General features: G+C 60.2%; 19 protein-coding genes, 1 tRNA gene, 1 pseudogene and 1 CRISPR repeat array (1 of these 22 cut by a window edge). Of the genes and pseudogenes, 7 read left to right on the forward strand and 14 right to left on the reverse strand.

Going from position 1 to position 19,285, the window contains the following annotated elements; genetic code table 11:
* Positions 1-1,915: direct repeats of the CRISPR family, unit length 37 nt; unit sequence GTTCTAATCCCTCAACGGGCTTGAGCAGTGTTCTGAC; it begins 711 nt to the left of the window's first position.
* A gap of 304 nt (positions 1,916-2,219) precedes the next feature.
* The gene (locus tag AC6H1L_RS05645; protein WP_497600557.1) at positions 2,220-2,468 is read left to right on the forward strand and encodes a hypothetical protein; all 249 of its coding nucleotides are present in this window, start codon (positions 2,220-2,222) and stop codon (positions 2,466-2,468) included.
* Between the two features lie 45 nt (positions 2,469-2,513).
* Complete coding sequence (locus AC6H1L_RS05650) at positions 2,514-2,738, forward strand: hypothetical protein (RefSeq protein WP_497600558.1); 225 nt, start codon at positions 2,514-2,516, stop codon at positions 2,736-2,738.
* Positions 2,739-2,796: 58 nt separating this feature from the next.
* Here AC6H1L_RS05650 and AC6H1L_RS05655 read toward each other — a convergent pair whose 3' ends face one another.
* The 3 genes from AC6H1L_RS05655 to AC6H1L_RS05665 all read right to left on the reverse strand — a co-directional run bounded on the left by AC6H1L_RS05655 (position 2,797) and on the right by AC6H1L_RS05665 (position 4,852).
* On the reverse strand, positions 2,797-3,171 hold the full coding sequence (locus AC6H1L_RS05655) for a hypothetical protein (RefSeq protein ID WP_497600559.1): 375 nt from the start codon (positions 3,169-3,171) through the stop codon (positions 2,797-2,799).
* A 257-nt stretch (positions 3,172-3,428) separates the two neighbouring features.
* On the reverse strand, positions 3,429-3,815 hold the full coding sequence (locus tag AC6H1L_RS05660) for a tyrosine-type recombinase/integrase (RefSeq protein WP_497600560.1): 387 nt from the start codon (positions 3,813-3,815) through the stop codon (positions 3,429-3,431).
* Between the two features lie 963 nt (positions 3,816-4,778).
* Positions 4,779-4,852: transfer RNA gene (locus AC6H1L_RS05665), tRNA-Asp, on the reverse strand.
* A gap of 349 nt (positions 4,853-5,201) precedes the next feature.
* Here AC6H1L_RS05665 and AC6H1L_RS05670 point away from each other — a divergent pair.
* Complete coding sequence (locus AC6H1L_RS05670; protein ID WP_497600561.1) at positions 5,202-5,369, forward strand: hypothetical protein; 168 nt, start codon at positions 5,202-5,204, stop codon at positions 5,367-5,369.
* Positions 5,370-5,403: 34 nt separating this feature from the next.
* Positions 5,404-6,454, forward strand: a pseudogene (locus tag AC6H1L_RS05675) (TrpB-like pyridoxal phosphate-dependent enzyme); the annotation flags it as partial.
* Between the two features lie 218 nt (positions 6,455-6,672).
* Here the strand turns inward: AC6H1L_RS05675 and AC6H1L_RS05680 are convergent.
* The 7 genes from AC6H1L_RS05680 to AC6H1L_RS05710 form a co-directional block, all read right to left on the reverse strand.
* Positions 6,673-7,017 (reverse strand): hypothetical protein, encoded by a 345-nt coding sequence (locus AC6H1L_RS05680; RefSeq protein WP_497600562.1) that lies wholly within the window; start codon positions 7,015-7,017, stop codon positions 6,673-6,675.
* A 62-nt stretch (positions 7,018-7,079) separates the two neighbouring features.
* Positions 7,080-7,916, reverse strand: coding sequence for a PqqD family protein (locus AC6H1L_RS05685; protein ID WP_497601514.1), 837 nt, complete (start codon positions 7,914-7,916; stop codon positions 7,080-7,082).
* 1 nt (position 7,917) lies between these two features.
* Entirely contained in the window at positions 7,918-9,453 is a 1,536-nt protein-coding gene (locus AC6H1L_RS05690) for a hypothetical protein (RefSeq protein ID WP_497600563.1), read from the reverse strand.
* Positions 9,434-10,201: an ABC transporter ATP-binding protein gene (locus tag AC6H1L_RS05695; protein WP_497600564.1), complete on the reverse strand. Its 768-nt coding sequence runs from the start codon at positions 10,199-10,201 to the stop codon at positions 9,434-9,436. The genes AC6H1L_RS05690 and AC6H1L_RS05695 overlap by 20 nt, the downstream gene beginning before the upstream one ends.
* 182 nt (positions 10,202-10,383) lie before the next feature.
* Positions 10,384-10,614: a hypothetical protein gene (locus AC6H1L_RS05700; RefSeq protein ID WP_497600565.1), complete on the reverse strand. Its 231-nt coding sequence runs from the start codon at positions 10,612-10,614 to the stop codon at positions 10,384-10,386.
* A 28-nt stretch (positions 10,615-10,642) separates the two neighbouring features.
* Entirely contained in the window at positions 10,643-10,780 is a 138-nt protein-coding gene (locus AC6H1L_RS05705; protein WP_497600566.1) for a hypothetical protein, read from the reverse strand.
* Between the two features lie 135 nt (positions 10,781-10,915).
* Entirely contained in the window at positions 10,916-11,116 is a 201-nt protein-coding gene (locus AC6H1L_RS05710; RefSeq protein WP_497600567.1) for a hypothetical protein, read from the reverse strand.
* Between the two features lie 287 nt (positions 11,117-11,403).
* Between AC6H1L_RS05710 and AC6H1L_RS05715 the strand changes: the two genes are divergently transcribed.
* Positions 11,404-11,646 carry a helix-turn-helix domain-containing protein gene (locus tag AC6H1L_RS05715; protein WP_497600568.1) on the forward strand — a complete coding sequence of 81 codons (243 nt, stop codon included), beginning with the start codon at positions 11,404-11,406 and terminating at the stop codon, positions 11,644-11,646.
* Positions 11,647-11,793: 147 nt separating this feature from the next.
* On the opposite strand, the gene AC6H1L_RS05720 is transcribed toward AC6H1L_RS05715, so the two are convergent.
* The 4 genes from AC6H1L_RS05720 to AC6H1L_RS05735 form a co-directional block, all read right to left on the reverse strand.
* Positions 11,794-12,072 (reverse strand): hypothetical protein, encoded by a 279-nt coding sequence (locus AC6H1L_RS05720; RefSeq protein WP_497600569.1) that lies wholly within the window; start codon positions 12,070-12,072, stop codon positions 11,794-11,796.
* A 218-nt stretch (positions 12,073-12,290) separates the two neighbouring features.
* On the reverse strand, positions 12,291-13,151 hold the full coding sequence (gene panB, locus AC6H1L_RS05725; RefSeq protein ID WP_497600570.1) for a 3-methyl-2-oxobutanoate hydroxymethyltransferase: 861 nt from the start codon (positions 13,149-13,151) through the stop codon (positions 12,291-12,293).
* 78 nt (positions 13,152-13,229) lie between these two features.
* Positions 13,230-14,111 carry a pantoate--beta-alanine ligase gene (panC, locus tag AC6H1L_RS05730; RefSeq protein ID WP_497600571.1) on the reverse strand — a complete coding sequence of 294 codons (882 nt, stop codon included), beginning with the start codon at positions 14,109-14,111 and terminating at the stop codon, positions 13,230-13,232.
* Between the two features lie 301 nt (positions 14,112-14,412).
* A complete protein-coding gene (locus tag AC6H1L_RS05735; protein ID WP_497600572.1) occupies positions 14,413-15,399 on the reverse strand; it encodes an aldo/keto reductase in 987 nt (328 codons plus the stop codon).
* A 387-nt stretch (positions 15,400-15,786) separates the two neighbouring features.
* Between AC6H1L_RS05735 and AC6H1L_RS05740 the strand changes: the two genes are divergently transcribed.
* Together AC6H1L_RS05740 and AC6H1L_RS05745 are read left to right on the forward strand one after the other, a co-directional pair.
* The gene (locus tag AC6H1L_RS05740; protein ID WP_497600573.1) at positions 15,787-16,566 is read left to right on the forward strand and encodes a mechanosensitive ion channel family protein; all 780 of its coding nucleotides are present in this window, start codon (positions 15,787-15,789) and stop codon (positions 16,564-16,566) included.
* A gap of 344 nt (positions 16,567-16,910) precedes the next feature.
* Entirely contained in the window at positions 16,911-19,079 is a 2,169-nt protein-coding gene (locus AC6H1L_RS05745; RefSeq protein WP_497600574.1) for an SGNH/GDSL hydrolase family protein, read from the forward strand.
* The last annotated feature ends 206 nt before the right edge of the window (positions 19,080-19,285 follow it).

Genomic DNA, 19,285 nt, shown 5'->3' on the forward strand with positions numbered 1-19,285 from the left:
AGACTGGCACCGCTACGTCAGCGACCCATTTGTTCTAATCCCTCAACGGGCTTGAGCAGTGTTCTGACATGGTGAGGGGGAGGGGAGAGCCGGCGCCTGGAAGCCGTTCTAATCCCTCAACGGGCTTGAGCAGTGTTCTGACCCCCCAGTTCTGATTCATAGACATAGCCGGGAAGATGTTCTAATCCCTCAACGGGCTTGAGCAGTGTTCTGACAGGATGATGAGGCTGGGAGAGCAGGCGCCTGGAAGCCGTTCTAATCCCTCAACGGGCTTGAGCAGTGTTCTGACCTGATCAGCCTGAGCTTGATCAGCCTCAGCCTGACCAGTTCTAATCCCTCAACGGGCTTGAGCAGTGTTCTGACAGCAGCGTGCCAGCCCGCACGATCGCAGCACGCTGGTTCTAATCCCTCAACGGGCTTGAGCAGTGTTCTGACACCTCCTCGCTCTCTCTCGGATACCCCTCATTGCTTGTTCTAATCCCTCAACGGGCTTGAGCAGTGTTCTGACGCCCTAGGGCAACCGCTGTGTTCTGATGAAAGGATATGTTCTAATCCCTCAACGGGCTTGAGCAGTGTTCTGACTGCCTGGGCCATGCCCTTGCCTGGGCCATGCCTGAGCGTTCTAATCCCTCAACGGGCTTGAGCAGTGTTCTGACTGTAGTCTTCCCAAAGAAAGAAGCGTGTGTCCGAAAAGAGTTCTAATCCCTCAACGGGCTTGAGCAGTGTTCTGACTAAGCATACATCTTGGGGGGGGAAACATGGCAAACATCATCGTTCTAATCCCTCAACGGGCTTGAGCAGTGTTCTGACAAGAGTGGCTGCCAAAGACCCAACGAGTCTTCTTTATCGTTCTAATCCCTCAACGGGCTTGAGCAGTGTTCTGACTATGTCTACGATTCCGCATTGGGGGAACTCCTCAATGGTTCTAATCCCTCAACGGGCTTGAGCAGTGTTCTGACGGAGGGGAAAATCATCCAATGCTGCACCGGGCTGCATGTTCTAATCCCTCAACGGGCTTGAGCAGTGTTCTGACCAGTCCGTTACCCTCTGCCCCGCTTGCCAGGCCGTTGTTCTAATCCCTCAACGGGCTTGAGCAGTGTTCTGACCTGAAAAGCCTGCCCCAACGGTCCGAATCACGGCCTATGTTCTAATCCCTCAACGGGCTTGAGCAGTGTTCTGACCCAGGGCCTCCTTGCGATCCTCCGGCTCAGCCGAGGGTTCTAATCCCTCAACGGGCTTGAGCAGTGTTCTGACAATGTGCTGGTGAGCCTCGTAGAGGCTCGTCTTTCGCGTTCTAATCCCTCAACGGGCTTGAGCAGTGTTCTGACAATGTGCTGGTGAGCCTCGTAGAGGCTCGTCTTTCGCGTTCTAATCCCTCAACGGGCTTGAGCAGTGTTCTGACCAGCGGACCCCACAGCCAACCAGAAGTAGCCGAAACGTTCTAATCCCTCAACGGGCTTGAGCAGTGTTCTGACGCCCAATCGCCTACTGGAGATAGACTCTGGAATTGGGTTCTAATCCCTCAACGGGCTTGAGCAGTGTTCTGACCAAAGATCCGTATCGCGCCTCGCTCGCGGCGCAGCGGCTGTTCTAATCCCTCAACGGGCTTGAGCAGTGTTCTGACTACCGCATTGTTGCTCAATATTCGCTTCCAGTTGAATTTGTTCTAATCCCTCAACGGGCTTGAGCAGTGTTCTGACCGCAGAGCCAGAGGAGGAGAAGGATGAGGGAAGACGGTTCTAATCCCTCAACGGGCTTGAGCAGTGTTCTGACCAGGGTTGATTGATCCAACCCTTGGTTCTCTTTCGTTCTAATCCCTCAACGGGCTTGAGCAGTGTTCTGACGTGGCAGATGACGAGGGTGGTTCTGCTGAGCTGGGTTCTAATCCCTCAACGGGCTTGAGCAGTGTTCTGACGGCACCCTCTCTATGGTAGCATCTGGAGCGGCGCCAGTCAAGGGTTTTCGATGATCCCAAAAAAGCGGTCAGTAGTGACCGCTCTTATGCGGCAATGATGCCAGCCATTGTGGCCCTCAGACGGCCTGGGAAGCCCTTCGAGGATCGCTGCACGGGAGAGCGGGAGCCGAGATCCTCGAAGGGAACGGCAGAAGCGGCAGCAGCGGCAGGGCGCAGCCCTCCAGGAAGGGCTGACAGCGGTCGATCCCGATGGTATGCTCAGGCCGAAGGGGCATGGTGTGGCTTGTCATCTGAGGAGCGCTTGATGGAGCACGGATCATTGGAGCAGCGCTTTGGAGCATTTGAGGCGAAGGTGAGCGGGCAGCTCACCGATATCATTGGGCTGCTGCAGCAGTTGGTGGCGGAGGTGCGGGATCAGGGCCATCGACTCGGAGCGCTCGAGGCCCGGATGATGACGGTGGAGGCACGGCTCAATGAGCAGCAACAGAGTATGTCTCTCCTGAATACGTTCCAGCGCAAGATGATGCAGAAGATGGGGATCGAATACGAGTAGTCTGCGGTGCGCCTGGCAGGGGATGCAGGAGAAAGGACCGTCTCGATGGAACAAGGGATCGCCGATTTGGAGCGGCGGGTGAGCGAACTCGAGTTCGTCTATCGGAACCTGGCGAAAGACACGACCATGCTCTATGGGATCTTGCGCACGGACCTGGACACGCTCAAGGCGCGCACAGAACGGATCGAGCAGCGCGTGGAAGCGCTCAGCGGCGAGGTAGGCAGGTCCAGATCCGCCTTGAGCGGGTGGATCAGCGCCTGGACCGAGTAGAGCAGCAGGTAGGGCAGCTCCTCACGCTGCTCCAGCAGCAGCACGGCAACGAGCGCCCCTAGCACGTGAGGGCGACCGCTCCACGGCTGTGCCCTCCCGCGGTAGCCACCGCCTCGGCAGCCCGCCGATCGTCGTCCGAGGGGCGCCGCCAGCCCACCGAACGGGTGGGGGGCTCATGCTTCTTCCAGTCCCGCCAGCACCCGCAGCGCAGCAGCGCGAGCGCCGCCCGTGCATCCAGCTCCGCCGTGTGCGTGTACCAGCCCGTCGCGATCCCCTCCTGGCGACAGGCCCGCTCCAGCGCACCCCATCCTCCAGCCCCATCCAGTCCGCATACAGCTTCAGCAGACGGTGCCACTTCTTCCTCCCCGTCAGCCAGCCTGGCCGCTCCCACCGCCAGCGTCGCGCACTGGCCGCCAGTGCCAGTCGGTCGCATTCCGCATAGAAGGCCCAGATGGCGTCACAGGCCTCCCACAGCCTGGCAAGCGCTCCCCTGCTCTCTGGGAACGTCGGCGCCCCCTTCAGATCCTCTTCCCGCAGCCCATGAACCGCCTGCGCCCCCGGGGTGATCGGCGCGTCGGGCCGGACGCGGGATCGTCGGAACACGGTCAGCGCAGAGAGTGCCGCAGCACGACATCGACCCGGCTGTGCCCCAGTGCGGCGGCCCCCGCTTCCGCAGCGCGCCGATCGTCGTCACTCGGCGCAGCCGGCCCGTCGCCGGCGGCAGCGCTCTTGCGCATACGCGCGCCGCAGGGCAGGGATATCCAGATGCGAGGGCACGCGCGCAAAGACGCGCTCCTCGGGCGCCCGCCCTCGCTGCAGCCGGGCCAGCAGCTCGCCCCCCTCGGGCAGCACCGGCACCAGCCGTTCCCGTCCGCCCTTGCCGCGTCGCACGTGCACGACCCCCGTCGTTGGCAGGAGGCCCTCCACGCGCACCTGCTGCACCTCGCGGCGTCGGAGGCCCGTCGCCTGCAAGAACTGGATCAGCTCCTGCCAGTGCGCGGGGTTCAGCCCGCGATCCTGCGCCACCGAACCCCGCGAGCGCCTGATCGCCTCCCGGCGACGCGGCGGCAGTGCCACAGCGGCCGCCAGCGCCCGCTCGCTGAAGAAGAGCCGCCACGCCGAAGCGCACCGTCGCCAGCGTCCAGGCCGACCAGCCGGCTCGCATCCCCTGCTGCAGATACGCGCAGGCCAGCTCCTCTGCGCGGGCATCCACCTCGCAGAGGTGGCGCAGGCCGTAGGAGGCCCTGGCCCCTGTCAGGAAGCGCACACTCTGCTCTTGATAGACCGTGCGGGTCTTGTAGGTAGGAACGAATCCGCCCCGTCGAGAGCGTCCAGGAAGGCGCGCCTTCCCGGAGGGCCGTCTGCTTGGCCAGATGACGACGCTCGCCGATGGCCATCAGGCGGTCGAGCCGCTCGATGGTCGCGCAGATCAGGCTCGGGCGATGGGTGCTCATATGGTCGCTTCCGATCTCACGCCGCTCCAGAGGGAAGCGCTGTCGCCGACGCTTCGCCTTACCGGGGCCGCAGCATCTTCGCACTACTGGCAGCATAGCTTGCTCCGTGGGGAACCATCCGGGAACGAGAGGGGACTAGCCGGGGAAGCAGACGGGAAGGGAACGGGAACCGGCAGACACGCCAGGGGAACCCAGCGAGGGAGGAGCGAGACTCGGGCGCGGAAAGGAGCAAGGTGCCCGCTCCAGGGGAGAGGTCTCGCCTCGTTCGTGAGCGAGAGGCCAGGATGCAGCAAGCTGGCGGGTCAGAGGCGTTCAGGCTTCCCGACCTGGCGGCTGGTGCACACTGCGCCAGATGGTTTGATAGGAGAAGTGATACTCTGCAGCGACCTGGCGTAGCGAGAGACCCTGCGCAACGCGTTGACGGATCTCGGGCCACCGTTCTGGCGGGATTTTCGAGGGTTGTGGAGAACGAGGGCGATGACGATGAGCCGGAGCCGGGAGGGAGAACGAGCGAAGGCAGCCGCGGGGTCCTCCATGACAGGAGCGGAGACAGTCACGGAGGAAGCCCCTGAGATTTTACCTAGAGCGGAACCGACGGGATTCGAACCCGCGATCTCCTGCGTGACAGGCAGGCGTGTTAGGCCACTACACTACGGCTCCATACACTCATCGCTCTGAGAAGCTGGCACTTCCTCATCGCAGGAAATATCATACTAGAAGCGAGAGGCCCCTGTCAAGCCCCCTGACAATGACTTTCCCCACAACACAAGATGCCCAACCACGCCCACCCACTCACACCCACCCCTCCACCGCCAGCGATCTCACCCCAGCAGCCCCTTGCCAACACGCCGCTCTCCTGCTATTCTGAAGAGTAAAATACCACTCGTAACGCCCGATCCATCCGTCTCGGCAACAAGACCAGACCAAACCGCTCACCAGAGGCACCGCGATCCGCCCGACAGCCGTCCACAAGCTGACCGCGGTCCCCCAGAGAGGAGACATGAAACCCATGAGTACACCCGACGAGATCCAGCCAACCCCAGCGCCACACCCAGACCAGGCCTATCCCGTTGATCCCGAACACGCCACCGCACTGACACGCCTCATACTCCCGGACAGCATCGTCACCGAGTGCATGGGCGGCCTCTTCCCCGAAGGCCAGACCACTGCCGGATAGCCAGCATACCAAGTACCTTTTGAACGAGGACTAGATTCCTCAGGCCTGGTATAACATCCTGCCAGATCTACCCAGAGCGCCCGATCCGGTTCTCCATCCAGCCACCAAGCAGCCGGTCACCCCTGGCGACCTCGCGCCCCTCTTCCCGCTGGCACTCATTATGCAGGAGATGAGTTCAGAGCGCTCTATCGAGATTCCCGAAGCCATCCGCCAGGTCTACCGCCTCTGGCGTCCCACTTCCCTCTATCGCGCCCGGAGGCTGGAACAGGCCCTGGAGACGCCCGCGCGCATCTACGACAAGTACGAGGGAGTCAGCCCGGTGGGCAGCCACAAGGCCAATACCTCTGTGGCCCAGGTCTACTACAACAAGGCCGAGGGCGTCCAACGGATTGCCACGGAGATAGGGGCCGGCCAGTGGGGATCGGCCCTGGCCATGGCGGGCGCCTTCTTCGGCGTCGATATCGAGATCTTCATGGTCAAGATTAGCTATCAGCAGAAGCCGTATCGGCGCAGCATGATGCAATCCTTCGGGGCCAGAGTCCAGGCCAGTCCCACCGATCTGACGGAGGCCGGCCGCAGCATCCTGGCGCAGCGCAGGACCCCCAGAACATGGGCAGTCTGGGCATTGCCATCAGCGAGGCTGTCGAGGTCGCTGCGAAGAGTGGGGGCAGCATCAAGTATTCCCTGGGCAGCGTGCTCAATCATGTGCTGCTGCACCAGACCGTGGTGGGAGAGGAGGCGCTGCGCCAGATGGAGCTGGTCAACGACTATCCCGATGTCGTCACTGGCTGCGTCGGAGGCGGCAGCAACATGGCCGGGCTGGTTTTCCTTTCATTCGTGAGGCGCGCACACGCGGCCTGCCGACGCGCTTCCTGGAGGCGGAGCCAATGGCCTGCCCCAGTCTGACGCGCGGACTCTACGCCTACGATTGCGGCGATACCGTGGGGATGACCCCGCTGATGAAGATGCACACCCTGAGCCATGATTTCATGCCGCTCGGTATTCACGCCGGCGGCCTGCGCTATCATGGCATGGCCCCGACGGTCTCCCTGCTCCACGACGCAGGCATCTTTGATATGCAGGCCTACGATACCTATTTTGCGGGTCAGTTGCAGGACTCCGAGTATCCGGTTAAGGCAGCCAGTGCTGCCCCAGGTGGTCTAGTCCCTCGCCGGCGCCTGCCGAACGCGATGAGAGGGCGAGGCAGCCGCACGGCCTGTGGAGATGGGTACGGCGTCAGTGGCCAGTCTCCCCTCCCTCGCGCGCAGTCGCCCTCGCCAGCGCTCGGCAGGTGCCTGGGCCGTCAGGACGGCCGCGGCTGTGGGCGCCACGCGGCGCGAATCACCCAGAACACACAGGCGCCCAGCAATGTGAGCAGCCCGAGCACCGTCAGCGCCCCCGGCGCGTGCATCTGGAAGAGAAAGGAGGCGCCCTGACTGGTAAAGTCGAAGATCTCCAGCGAGAAGAGCTTCAGATGCACTTCCTGCGGAGGGTTGGTCACCCCGTAGATGAAGATTCCCAGAAAGCCCAGCATGGCAATCAGCAGCGCCAGCACAGCCCCGATAAAGATGCCGGTGACGATGTTGCTGATGAGTGCGCCGGCGAACGTCTGCCGTCTCGCTGTCCCGGTTGGCGCATTCCTGCTCATGGTTGTGGCCTCCTTTCGTATTCAGCAGGAGAGAGCAGCGCCTGCTCCATCTGGTCATGTACTTAGTTCCCGCGGTGACCGGAGCGCAGCGCCTGAACAATATTGTTAAGATCAGGATTGGGTAGTAAAAGCTGTAAAAGATGTACACCGAAGAGCGCAATCAGTAGCCAGTCCAGCGGCCAGGGGTGGAGCAGGTGCCAGATCAGGGCAAGCAGCCCGATGCTGCCGGGAAGCAGCGGGCCGGCCGCATTGACCGCGATCTCCGCCGCGGGGCGCTCCAGGGGGGGACGTATCAGGCGTAGCAGCGGGCCGGTGCGCAGAAAAAAGCCGCTTCCGGCACCGCAGTAGTGGCGCAGGACGATCAGGTGACCACCCTCATGCAGGCAGATACTTAGCGTCAGGCAGAGAGCGAGCGCCAGATAGGCCAGTGGCAGCAGCGGCAGGACTGCCAGCAGCGCGCCGGCCACCGCTGCCACGAGCAGTCCTGCGCTCAGCACTGGGAGCCAGGCCCGCCAGACCTCCAGATAGAGCCAGCTGAGGAGCAGCAGCGTATTGGTGGTGAGCGGGGGATCGGAACGCCAGGTGTACACTGCCGGCAGCATGCGCGTTCGCAGGGCCAGCAGCCAGCGCGTACTCCGCTGGTGCCAGGTCTCACGCCAGTTGAGCAGGCCATGATGGTACAGCTCCAGGCTGAGTTGGCCCAGGTCCTTGAGCACCACCTCCCGTGGCTGCCTGTAGCGTTCCGCGATTTGCTCGGCGATGCTGGAGAGGCTGCGACAGCCATCGATCAGTGTGAGGAACTCACGGGCCGTACTGTTCAGAGGATAGTGCTGCAGCAACGCGCGGTCCTCCAGAGAATCTGTGTGCACCACCACGCCGGTGGGGAGCACGGGAATCATCTCAATCACGATCTTTCTCCATCTTCACGTCAGCAAGCTGATGGATTCCCAGATAGAGCATGCCCATGATCAGCAGTGCCGCCGCTGTCTGCACGAGCATCTGCGCCGCCATGCCTCCAGGCAGCCGCGCCAGTGCCTCCTGAGCGAGCTGGAAGAGCATATAGAGCGGCAGACCCAGAATGACCATTACTCCCGTCGCTGTGAGCATCGAGAGCGGGTCTTCGGTCGAGTACGGCACGGCGATTCCCAGGGCAAAACAGAGGAAGCATCCGATGCAGAGCAGCGGCAGGCGCTGCGGCAGGAGCAGCGGGTTGTTGCCGGCCCAGGTGAGGACGCCTACCAGCAGCACCCAGCCGCCAGCGATCACCACCAGGTTGGCGAACAGCTTCCCATCGAGCAGGCGGTGGACCTCGAGAGGCGTACTGGCCAGCACGCGATAGGCGTGGCTGTCCCGTCCCCAGGACATCTGGGCGATGGCGCAGAGCAGGACCGTTGTGAGATCGAGCGCCAGTTCGAGCAGCGCGTAGCTCAGAAGTGGATTGCTGGCGCGTGTCCAGAAGACAGCGACGGTGGCCACAAGCCAGCCGGCGACGACCATCATCAGGCCGACGACCAGTTGTTGATCGCGAGCGATGCCTTTGAGTTCGTAGAGGCAGCTACTCATGAAGAGCGAGGATGGAAAGGAAAGCTGTCGCAGCGGCACCCATTGACCTCTGGTTCCCACTGCCAGGCGCTCGCAGCGCTCAACGCAGAAGGCATAGATGCCCCCCCCCAGCAGGCCGATCGCGCTCAACAAACCCAGACCCGCTACGGCTCTGAGGAGGTCTGGCTGTAGTATCAGTGCCATCCAGTAGGCCGGCGTCAGAATCAGCCAGCCGGGCTGCCTGGCCAGCAGCGCCTGCGCCCCCAGAATCAGCGGCAGTGTGAAGAGGACCATGCCCAGGGCAATGCTCAGTCCCAGTGCCGCGCTGCGCAGGTCAACGCGCTCGGCCCCAAAGAGGCGCGTGATCCCGTAGAGCGCCGCCTGATGGAATGCCAGGGTGATTGCGTTGTAGGCGAGCAGCCCGAAAAAGACCGCCAGCAGTAGCTGCAGGGGCGTGGCCAGGCCCGCCTGTATAAAGGCCAGCAGTGCAGGCAGCCAGAGCAGGTTCTGCGCCAGGAAGAGCAGGATGATGCCGGGCAATAACAGGCCAGGACGCTGCTGCATGGGCGAGATCGGGAGGGGGGCCAGGATACGTTTGAGCGTGGTCTCCTCTGGCGTAAAGAGCAGCGCAAAGGAGACGAGAATGAAGGCTGTCAGGCCGAAGGTGCTGAAAAAGGCCGTCACGATGATTGTGCGTAGCTGCGGAAAGGTGCTGCCGCTGGATGCAGTGAGCTGAGTGATCTTGTAGAAGAAGCCATAGCCGAGATAGGCTCCTCCGCAGTAGCTGATCACCGCGAGCAACACGACCAGCCAGAGCGCCGGCATACGACGGAAGAGCTGGCGCAGGCGGTTACGCCAGATCAGGATCACAAGCCTAGAAATCTGCCAGAACACGCTCCAGTGCCTCCTCCTGCTCTTCAAGGCCGAGCGCCTTGAGAAATGCCTCTTCCAGATTGGCCGCGCCATAGGAGCTCAGCAGCTTCTCTGGCTCGCCCGTTGCCACGACGCTGCCCTGGTTGAGGAAGACCACATGATCGCACAGCTCCCCGACCATCAGCAGGTCGTGTGTCGAGATCAGAATCCCCACGCCACGCTCGCGCAGCTTGCGCAGGAGGCGCTTCACCAGCGCGATCATCTCTGGATCAAGACCCGAAAATGGCTCGTCGAGCAGCAGCAGACGCGGCTGGTGCAGGAGCGCGGCGATGAGTTGCACTTTCTTGCGCTGGCCGTGGGAGTAGGTTTCGAGCAGATCCTGCGCTTTGGTTTCCATATGCAGGAGGGCCAGGTAGTCGTTCGCCAGACGCCACTGCTCGGCCGAAAGCCCGTAGATGCGCCGGATGAACTGCAGGTACTCCCAGCCCGTCAGATGGGCAATGACCTCCTGCGAGTCGGGGACGAAGCCAAAGACGTGCTTCATCTGCGGGGTTACGCGCTGCGTCTCCTCGCCGTCCAGGACCATGCTGCCAGCCGTGGGGGGAAAAAGCCCCACCAGCATGGAGAGCAACGTCGTCTTGCCGGCGCCGTTGGGACCCAGCAGGCCGACGATGCTTCCCGGCCGAATGGCAAAAGAGACCTGATTAACCGCAGTGAAGGTTCCGAAGCGCTTGGTGAGCCTCTTAACTTCCAGTAGATACTCACCCATATTCCCTCGCTTTTTCTACTAAAGAGCATAGGATATTCGGATCTATTCAATCATACCCCATAGCCCGTCTTATGTCTATAGCATCTGGGGAACAGCGGGCAGAAGAGGGAGCGAGTCAGGCTTCGGCTGCTCCGTCTTCTACTCGGTGCCCAGATGACGCCCGCTGGCGGCTACCGGCAGCGTTACTTGCTGCTGCCAATCGTAACAAAGGGCCAGTGTACCTGCCAGGAGATCACCTCGCCACCGCCGTGGAGCGAGCACCAGATGGCCATCGCTCCAATCAGTGTGCCCGCCAGGATCAGCAGGACGATGAGGGCAACAATCCACCAGACGATGGGGGTTTCCTGGATCTGACGAGTGGGCAACGCTATCAGCGGCCTGGAAGAAGTACAGGGGGAGACAGGCTGGTGCATACGCGCTGACCTCCTTGCTGGCTATTTGCTACAGCCGATGGTGAGAGTGCCATCCCGGTTGATGTTCCATCTCACCAACGACGCCGCCACCGTGGATAGCACACCAGATAATGACGGCCAGAGCCAGCATGGCCGCGATGGTCAGCAGGACGATGATCAGGACCACCCAGCAGACGATGGGGGAGAGCAGATCTTCGCGCTCGTTCAGTTCGATGGCCGGGGGAGATAGGCTGGTGTAAGGTCCGTGTGCATCTCAATCTCCTATTTACTACATGCGATGCTTACCGAGCTGTTCCACGAGTTATAGTGCCAGCTTACGACAACGCCACCACCGTGAGTAGCGCACCAGATCACGACCGCCAGCGCGATTGTCGCCGCGAGCAGCAGCCCGATCCCAGAGGTCGACGATCCACCAGATGATCGTTGAGCTGCACTGGTCCCGCTTCGCAAGGCAGACACTGGGAGAGACGTACGCTCCTGTGTTGTTCTCACCAGCGTTCATGCCTGTTTCACCTCCTTTCTTATGCACGTGATAGTAATGTGAGCCATTGACGGCACAGCTAGAAGATAACTGGCCGGCGTTATACGTTACCAGCACATGAGGTAGTCTTGTTGTTAGTCTTTTCGGGAAGAGCACAGGTTCTCTAGTTCTGCTCTCAGAGAATCTTTATTCACCGGGAACTGCTGAGGCCTGTCAGAGAATCACCTGAAGAAGTGTCTATTATTAGGGGCTGGTTGTCCTTTGTGGTAGATGGCATGCCCCCCAGAAAAACAGGCAAGGGTTTCGCGATGAAAGGATTTATCAAAGAACCAAAGGCGAATAGTGCGTTGCGGCGTGCGCGTGAGGAGAGAGGATGGACCCGTGAGGAGCTTGCCGCCCGATTGGGGACTAACGGCTTTACGATCTACCGTTGGGAGAGCGGGCGAGCCTTCCCTCGACCGTACTACCGACGTCAATTGTACACGCTGTTCGGCTGTGAACTCGCCGATCTGGGGCTGTCAAGGGCTGCGACGAGTAGGGTCGCTCGTTAGCTTGTGACTGTGCCAGCGCCACAACATCGCCGGGCTGGAGGTCCCGCCGCAGTAGAACTTCGCAGCCCGCTCCGGGCCCTGTCCACCCAGAACCGTTGTTTCAAAGGGAACAAACTCATCCTCGCGTGGCTTGCGCTCCAGCGAGAGCTAGATCTCCTCGATGGCGCGCAGACCCTCGCCCGTGAGAACGAGCGTATCGCCGGTCACACACTTGGGGTCCGCGGGCGTGAACGTCCCAAGACCGACGCGATCCTTCTCGCTGAAGGCAACACGCTGGACAGGAACATCCTCGATGCGGCCACCATACTCGTTATCGCGCATGTAGCGGCAGCGAGGGCGACCTGTGCCCTCGCTGTAGAGGCCGACCTCCTTCTCCACAGCAGCGCGCAGATCATTGGGGATGAGCTGCAAAGGCTCCTCATGCATCGGGCAACCTTTAATCGCATAGACGGCACCGACGTCGGTGCGCGTATAGGCCTGGGAGCCGCTCTCACCAGTTCTGAGGAAAGGCCCCCTTGAGGGTCCATCTCTCCCCTGATCAAGGGAAGGCGAAGACGGACTCCACTGCCGGGAAGGAACATGAGTGGCCCCGGGGAGAGGACGGGCAGCCTTGATCTTGAGTGAGGGTGAAAGGCTGCCCGTCCTCAGCCGCCTTCCAATTCGTTAAGCAACGTTTCGAAGGCACGCTCCTCCTCTTCGGCCATCCGATAGCTTTCACTCTCGCTCGGAAAAGCCCCAGAGCGCACGTCAGCAAAGAAGGACTGGAGCGCACTGACTGCGGCTTCCCCAAGATGAGCATACTGTCGCACGAATCTGGCTTTGCGCTTGTTGAGATGCCACCCCAGAACATCATGAAAGACCAGCACTTGCCCATCACAGTGCACCCCCGCCCCGATACCAATAGTGGGCACAGGCACCAGCTCCGTAATGGCTCTGGCCACAACCGCAGGCACACCCTCCAGCACTATGGCAAAGACACCCGCCGCTGCCAGAGCACGCGCCTCCTCAACTAAGGCCCGCGCCGCTTCAAGATGCCGCCCCTGGACCCGATAGCCTCCCATGACCCGCACCGACTGCGGAGTCAGCCCTAGATGCCCCATCACTGGGATCTCTGCCGCAAGAAGTCCCTCTATGACTGGCAGACGCTTGCGACCTCCCTCTAGCTTGACAGCTTCGGCCCCTCCCTCGCGGATAAGCCGACCCGCATTGCGTACACTCTCTTCAAGCGAGATATGGTAGCTTAACCAGGGCATATCGGCAATCACGAGGGCCCGCGGCTGCGCACGCGCTACAGCAGCAGTGTGATGGATCATGATCTCAAGTGTGGCAGCAAGCGTATCCGGGAAACCAAGGACGTTGTCAGCGACTGAGTCCCCCACAAGGATCATGTCAGCCCCAGCCCGGTCAGCTATGGTGGCCATGACAGTATCATAAGCGGTGACCATCGTCAGGCGGGTCTGGCCTTTACAGGCTCGCACGGTGGCAACGGTCATTTTTTCTTGCATGGTCCTCTCTGCTTTCACTGAAGGATGGCTCTGCCCATTCAGTTGATCGCCACTGGCTCCAGCGGCTTTTCCTCTCGCTCAGGAGACTATCACCCCTGTCTCCCAACTACCGTCAGCTCGCAAGAGGAAATTGTCAATGAGCCGCGCTGTCTCAACAAAGGCCGCAACGGCGAGCAGCGCAGGCGCCTGTAAACGCTCTAGCGGCTGGAAGGTCTCTGGATGGCGTACGTCAGCATAGTCCAGTCGCGCCAAAGGCTCGCGCGCTATGGTCTCGCGCATGGCCCGCACTACTTCAGCCGTGCCGGCATCCGCTCGCCGCTCGTAGACTTCCTTGCCAGCCAGCAAGGCCCGGTAGAGGACAGTGGCAGCCCGCCGTCCCTCCGGCGAGAGATAGCTGTTACGGCTGCTCATGGCCAGTCCATCAGGCTCACGCACCGTCGGCATGATCACTAGCTCTATCGGGAGATGTAGATCAGCTACCAGGGCTTTGATAACAGCTACTTGTTGAGCATCCTTCTGCCCAAAATAAGCCCGCTGCGGCTGGGTCAAATTAAAAAGCTTGAGCACTACAGTGGCTACTCCCCGAAAATGGCCAGGCCGACTGGCTCCCTCACCTTCTCTGGCTAGCGGCCCCTGCGGCTCGACATAGGTGATGAAGTGCGGCGGATACATCTCGGCAGCCGTGGGAGCGAAGACGGCATCTACTCCTTGCTCCTCCAGAAGCTGACAGTCACGCGCTAGATCACGCGGGTAGCGCTCCAGATCTTCACGAGCGCCAAATTGAATCGGGTTGACAAAGATGCTAACAACAACTCTGTCGTTCTCAGCCCGCGCCCGACGCACCAGCGAGAGATGCCCTTCATGCAGATACCCCATCGTCGGCACCAGCCCAACGCTGCTTTGCCCGGGCAAGGCAGTGCGCCAGCTCCGCAGTTCTCGCACTGTGGTGATGATGTCCATCGCTCTCTCGCTCTTACTTCTCTTCTTGCACAATCTTCTTATACTTCAAAATCATATTTATCCTCAATAAAGCAGCCATGCGCTTTTCGATAGTATAACATAGGCCGCTGCTCGGCTGCAAGGAGCAAGCAAGTCCGGCTCGCCCGAGAGACACCTATCACAAGAAGAGGAGGTAGGGCGAACCGCCGCGAGGCCTGCTCTGTCTAGCGCGCCACAGAGACAAGAGCTATCCAGCGCCAGAGAGCCCCGCTTTTTACCCTACCTCCCATATCTTGTTCAATCTCAAATGTTTTGATCCGCCTTACCAGCGATGATGAACTGCAGGCTTGATCAGCCGTTCATACAAATCCCGCACTCTTTGCATGGTCTCATTGCTGAGGGGAGGCAGCTCGGCGGCACGGCTATTCTCCTCAGCCTGCTGCGGATTTTTAGCGCCAGGGATCACCGTCGACACCTGAGAGAACATCAATATCCAGCGCAGGGCAAACTGAGCCATTGTCATGCCCGCCGGCACCAATGGCCGCAGCTCTTCAACGGCCTGCAGACCAGTTTCGTAGTCGACACCCGAGAAGGTCTCTCCTTGATCGAAAGCTTCGCCGTGGCGATTGTAGTTCCGATGATCCGTGGGGGCAAACTGACTGTCTGGGCGCAGCTTCCCTGTGAGCAGACCGCTGGCCAGCGGCACGCGTACAATGATGCCTACCTGCCGCTCCTGGGCCGCCGCAAAGAACTGCTCCGCAGGCTTGTGCCGAAAAATGTTAAAGATGATCTGGACACTCTGCACGTTGGGGTAACGAATAGCCTTCAGGGCCTCCTCAACCTTCTCAACGCTGACCCCATAGTAGCGGATCTTTCCTTGCTGGACCAGATCATCCAGAATGCCAAAAACCTCGGGCCGGTCGTAGACTTCGGAGGGCGGACAGTGGAGCTGGAGTAGATCGATAGTCTCGGTTTCTAGATTGCGCAGGCTACGCTCAACGAAGGCTGTGAGATTCTGGCGATTGTAGCCATCAGCAGTGTGGGGAGTGAGACGTCGTCCGGCCTTGGTGGCAATATAGAGCGGCTCTTTGCGTTCTTTGCGTACACGAGCAATGAGCTGCTCGGAATGCCCATCGCCGTAGACATCAGCTGTGTCGATAAAGTTCACGCCGAGATCAATCGCTCGATGCAAGGCGGCTAAGGCTTCACGATCGTCGGTTGGTCCCCAGGCATCTCCCCCAATAGCCCAGGCGCCAAAGCCGATGGCCGATACTTGCCAGCCAGTACGTCCCAGCGGTCGATACTCCATAGACCTGTCTTGCACTCCTTCCTGTGAGATCTTCTAGCTAGCTAGCTGGTATGCCGATAGCCGGCACGCGCTCTTTGATTGTAACGCATGCAGGGGAACAGCGCCATGCGTGGTAAGGCCATGAGGCGCGCGCCTTGAGAGCAGCCTTCTCCCTCCTCGCCCCCCGACGAGCGGGAGACTCAGAACCCATATTCCGCCAGGCAGCGTCACTGCCTTTTCCAGAGCTGTGACTTTTTTGTCTCCTTGCCGTCTAAAGGGGACGTGTATAGCGATAGTTACCGCCAGGCCGGCGGCCCATCCCGTTATCATGAGGCTCCGGCGCCGGTCTGGTGTAGCCGCTCACCAGAGCCTAATATAAGGAGACTCCTTTAAGGAGGGGAGAACAATATGCCGGTCGTCAATAACATTGGTCAGGCTTTTCTGACCTCCCTTGCGAACGCCCTGAATCTGGTACTGACTTTCATTCCTAAGTTCCTCGGCTTTCTGGTCATTCTACTAATCGGTTGGATCGTTGCCAGCGTGCTCAGCCGTACCGTGACCTTCATTTTGCGTCGCATCGGCTTCGAGCGCCTGGGAGCCCGCGTCGGTCTGGCTCGCCTGGAGCAGAATACGGGGATGCGCTTCGATATCGTGGCCATTCTGGGCACCATCGTGTATTGGTTCATCTTCTTGATCTTCCTGGTGCCCGCTGTCGATGCGCTGGGACTGAGCACCGTAAGCAATATCCTTAATGAGCTGATCGCCTATATTCCCAATGTGTTCGTCGCCGTGTTGGTGCTCTTCCTGGGGCTGCTGGCCGCGAGTGTGGTGGGCGATATCGTGCGCGGTGTGACGGCTACGACGCGCGTGGGCAATCCCGCTTTGTTCGCTGCTGTGGCTCGCTACGCCCTCATCGGCTTCGCTGGCCTGATCGCCCTTGAGCAGCTACAGATCGCTCCTTCGTTGCTCAACATTCTCTTTACTGCCGTGGTCGGCGGCACCGCACTGGCTTTCGGCCTGGCCTTCGGTCTCGGTGGTCAGGACGCAGCGCGCCGCTTGCTCAGCCGCGGCGGCCTGTTGACAGCCCCTTCGGATGAGAGCGCTCAGCCGCTGCCTACTACCACGGGCGACCAGCCGGCTCAGCCAACGGCTTCCGCTTCTCAGCCTCAGCCCGAAGCCGGCAACTAACTAGGCCAGACGCTGCTTTCTCAGGTGCAGCTCTGCTCTCTCTCACCCTTCCAACCAGGCTAACCTAACTCATGTTCCAGCCTGGGAGGCCCCCGCTGCTCTCGCTTGAAGCCCAGGGAGCAGCGAGGCCTCCCAGCGAACTGGCAGGCTGTTATTCATCTATTCCTCTCGCTGCTTCTCTCGCCCTTTCCCCGCGTAGGTTTCTCTCTCAGAACGACAGCTACCATTTTACAACCTCTGGATATACGCAATGATCACAAAGGCGTGCTATAGTTGCATTGATTTCATGAGGAGCATGCATCATTGCAAGGCTGATCAGGAGCATGCCGCCAAGAGGCACGTGGATGACAGAGTGTACTACTACTACCGCTCCAGGCCAGGCGAGCCGATTACGTTACTGGCTCGGGAAGCTGGCCCCTCTTCTCTTGTTGCTGATCATGCTGACCGCCTGCGCTTTGGGGGGAGGCCCAAGCGCCTCCTCAAGCGCTACTGCCACTGCTCAGACCTCGGCCAGGTCGCCATCAACTCCGTTACCCGGTGAGCAGCGCTGGAAAGACGGCGTTTCGTCTCTGCTCTTTGGCACCAACGATACGCAGGAGTGGAGCCAGAATAATATTGAGACGAATCCGGCCTTCCAGGCCTCTCTGAGGGAAGCTCATTTTACTCTTTTGCGAACGTTTTTCTTCGATCGTAGCCTGGCTGACGGCCATGCTACAACTGATGCTGAGCTTGAGCAGCGCCTGCACACGGTCGAGCAGAGTGGCATGACGTGTCTGGGAGTGCTCTTCAATATCTTCGATGTGGCCTTTCTCAAGCACGTGGTCAGTTACGCCGGCTCACGCTGCCTGCTCTATGAGTTTGGCAATGAACCTGATTATAATGGGATCTCCAGCGCAAGTTATTTGAAGCAGTGGAATAGTGTCATCCCTCAATTGCGACAATTGAATCCCCAGGCCCGTTTCATCGGCCCAGTGATTAGCCAACCGAGCGCAACGGAGTTCTTGCGCGCTTTTCTGCAGGGCGTGCGGGCTTCCGGCGTGCTTCCCGATGCGATCAGTTTCCATTGGTACCCTTGCTGGCAGAATAGTGAAAGCGATTGCTTGAAGCTGGCCAATAGCGCAACGGAGGCGATCCAGGACGTCCGTTCGCTGACGCGCCAGATTCTTGGACACGAGTTGCCTGTAGGCATTACAGAGTGGAATTTTGATCCGGGCAACCCTCCACCCGCCTATGGCGAGAAGAGCGATTTTATCACGGCCTTTACGATACAGGCGTTGCAGGCCATGATCCGCGGCGGCTTGACTTTTGCCTGCCAGTTCGATGCGGCTAGCTACGCTGGCTACGGACACCTTGACCTCTTCGATGTGGAGACAAATGCTCCCCGCCCTCAGTACTATGCTATGCGGAACTTTATCGCTCAATACTACCCCGGCTCCGCCGGTGCATCGGCTACGCCGTCGCAGCCGCGCGCCAGTCCCCTGGTCTCGCGCGGTAAACCGGTTTTCTGCTCGGCTAATGACGACGGCCCAGGCGGACCAGCAGCTCTTGTCGACGGCCACTATGGAAACTGGGCTTTTTGGCATGGTACTGAGCGCTCGCTGCCCTCCTGGTGCGCAATTCATGTGGGCAGCGGTCCCTCACGCTTGCTGCTGACCTGGACCAGCGATTATGTCTTCGACTATCTGAGCGATAGTGGCCCTACCCCTCGCTCCTATACTATCGCGGTCTCGGCGAATAGTACGAATGGCTCCGATGGTTCCTGGAAAACGCTGGTGACAGTCTCCGCTAATCGAGCTCGCAATCGCGAGCATCTGCTGTCGTTCGCAGGGATGTCCTGGGTTAAGATGACAGTCACTGGTGTCCAACCCGGCAATAGCGAGCATGAGTTTATGATCGATGAAATTGATCTCTTCAATGTTTCTACTCAGGCCGCCCTCAACGACAGCTTTTTTTGCCTGGGAACTTCGATCACAGCTCTCTCTTTCAACCGCTTCGCCGAGCATCAGCCCGCCCTTCCTGAGCTGGTCCAGGCCGCTTATCCTGCAGACTTCCCCGCCCTCGTCAATGGCGGCATCGGCGGCCAGACGAGTGCGGGCATGCTCAGTCAACTAGATACTTTCCTGTCCCTTAATCCCGATATGCACTACTGGCTGATCGAAGTAGGTACCAATGATGCCTTCGGCCAGGTCGATCCGGCAACGTACCGTCAGACGCTGCAGAACCTGGTGACGCGCATCAAACAGGCCGGTCATGTACCAGTGCTCGCCCTGGCCCCTTATAGCAACCGCCCGGGCGACAGCACCGTCCTGAATGCAGAGATCGAACAGCTCAACCGTGTTGTCGTCGAGATCACCCAGAGCGCCGGCCTCATGAGGGGACCTGATTTGTACACCCTCTTTCGAGACCATCCAGCCTACCTCAGCGCCGACGGCATTCATCCGAGCGATGCTGGCGCAGTAGCCATCAATCGAGCCTGGTTCGAGGCCCTGCAAGCGTACGGCATTTGGAGCTAGCTAGCCAGGTAGGTCTCTACTGAGCGACCTTCCTGGCCTCCTCTTCCCTTCCTTCCTTCCTTCCTTCCTTCCTTCCTTCCTTCCTTCCTTCCTTCCTTCCTTCCTTCCTTCCTTCCTTCCTTCCTTCCTTCCTTCCTTCCTTCCTTCCTTCCTGCGTTCGCTCGCCCCCTGCTCTTCTGCGCTTTGCCGTGGCCTGCGGTCCTCCA

It is taken from the genome of Thermogemmatispora argillosa (assembly GCF_059696725.1).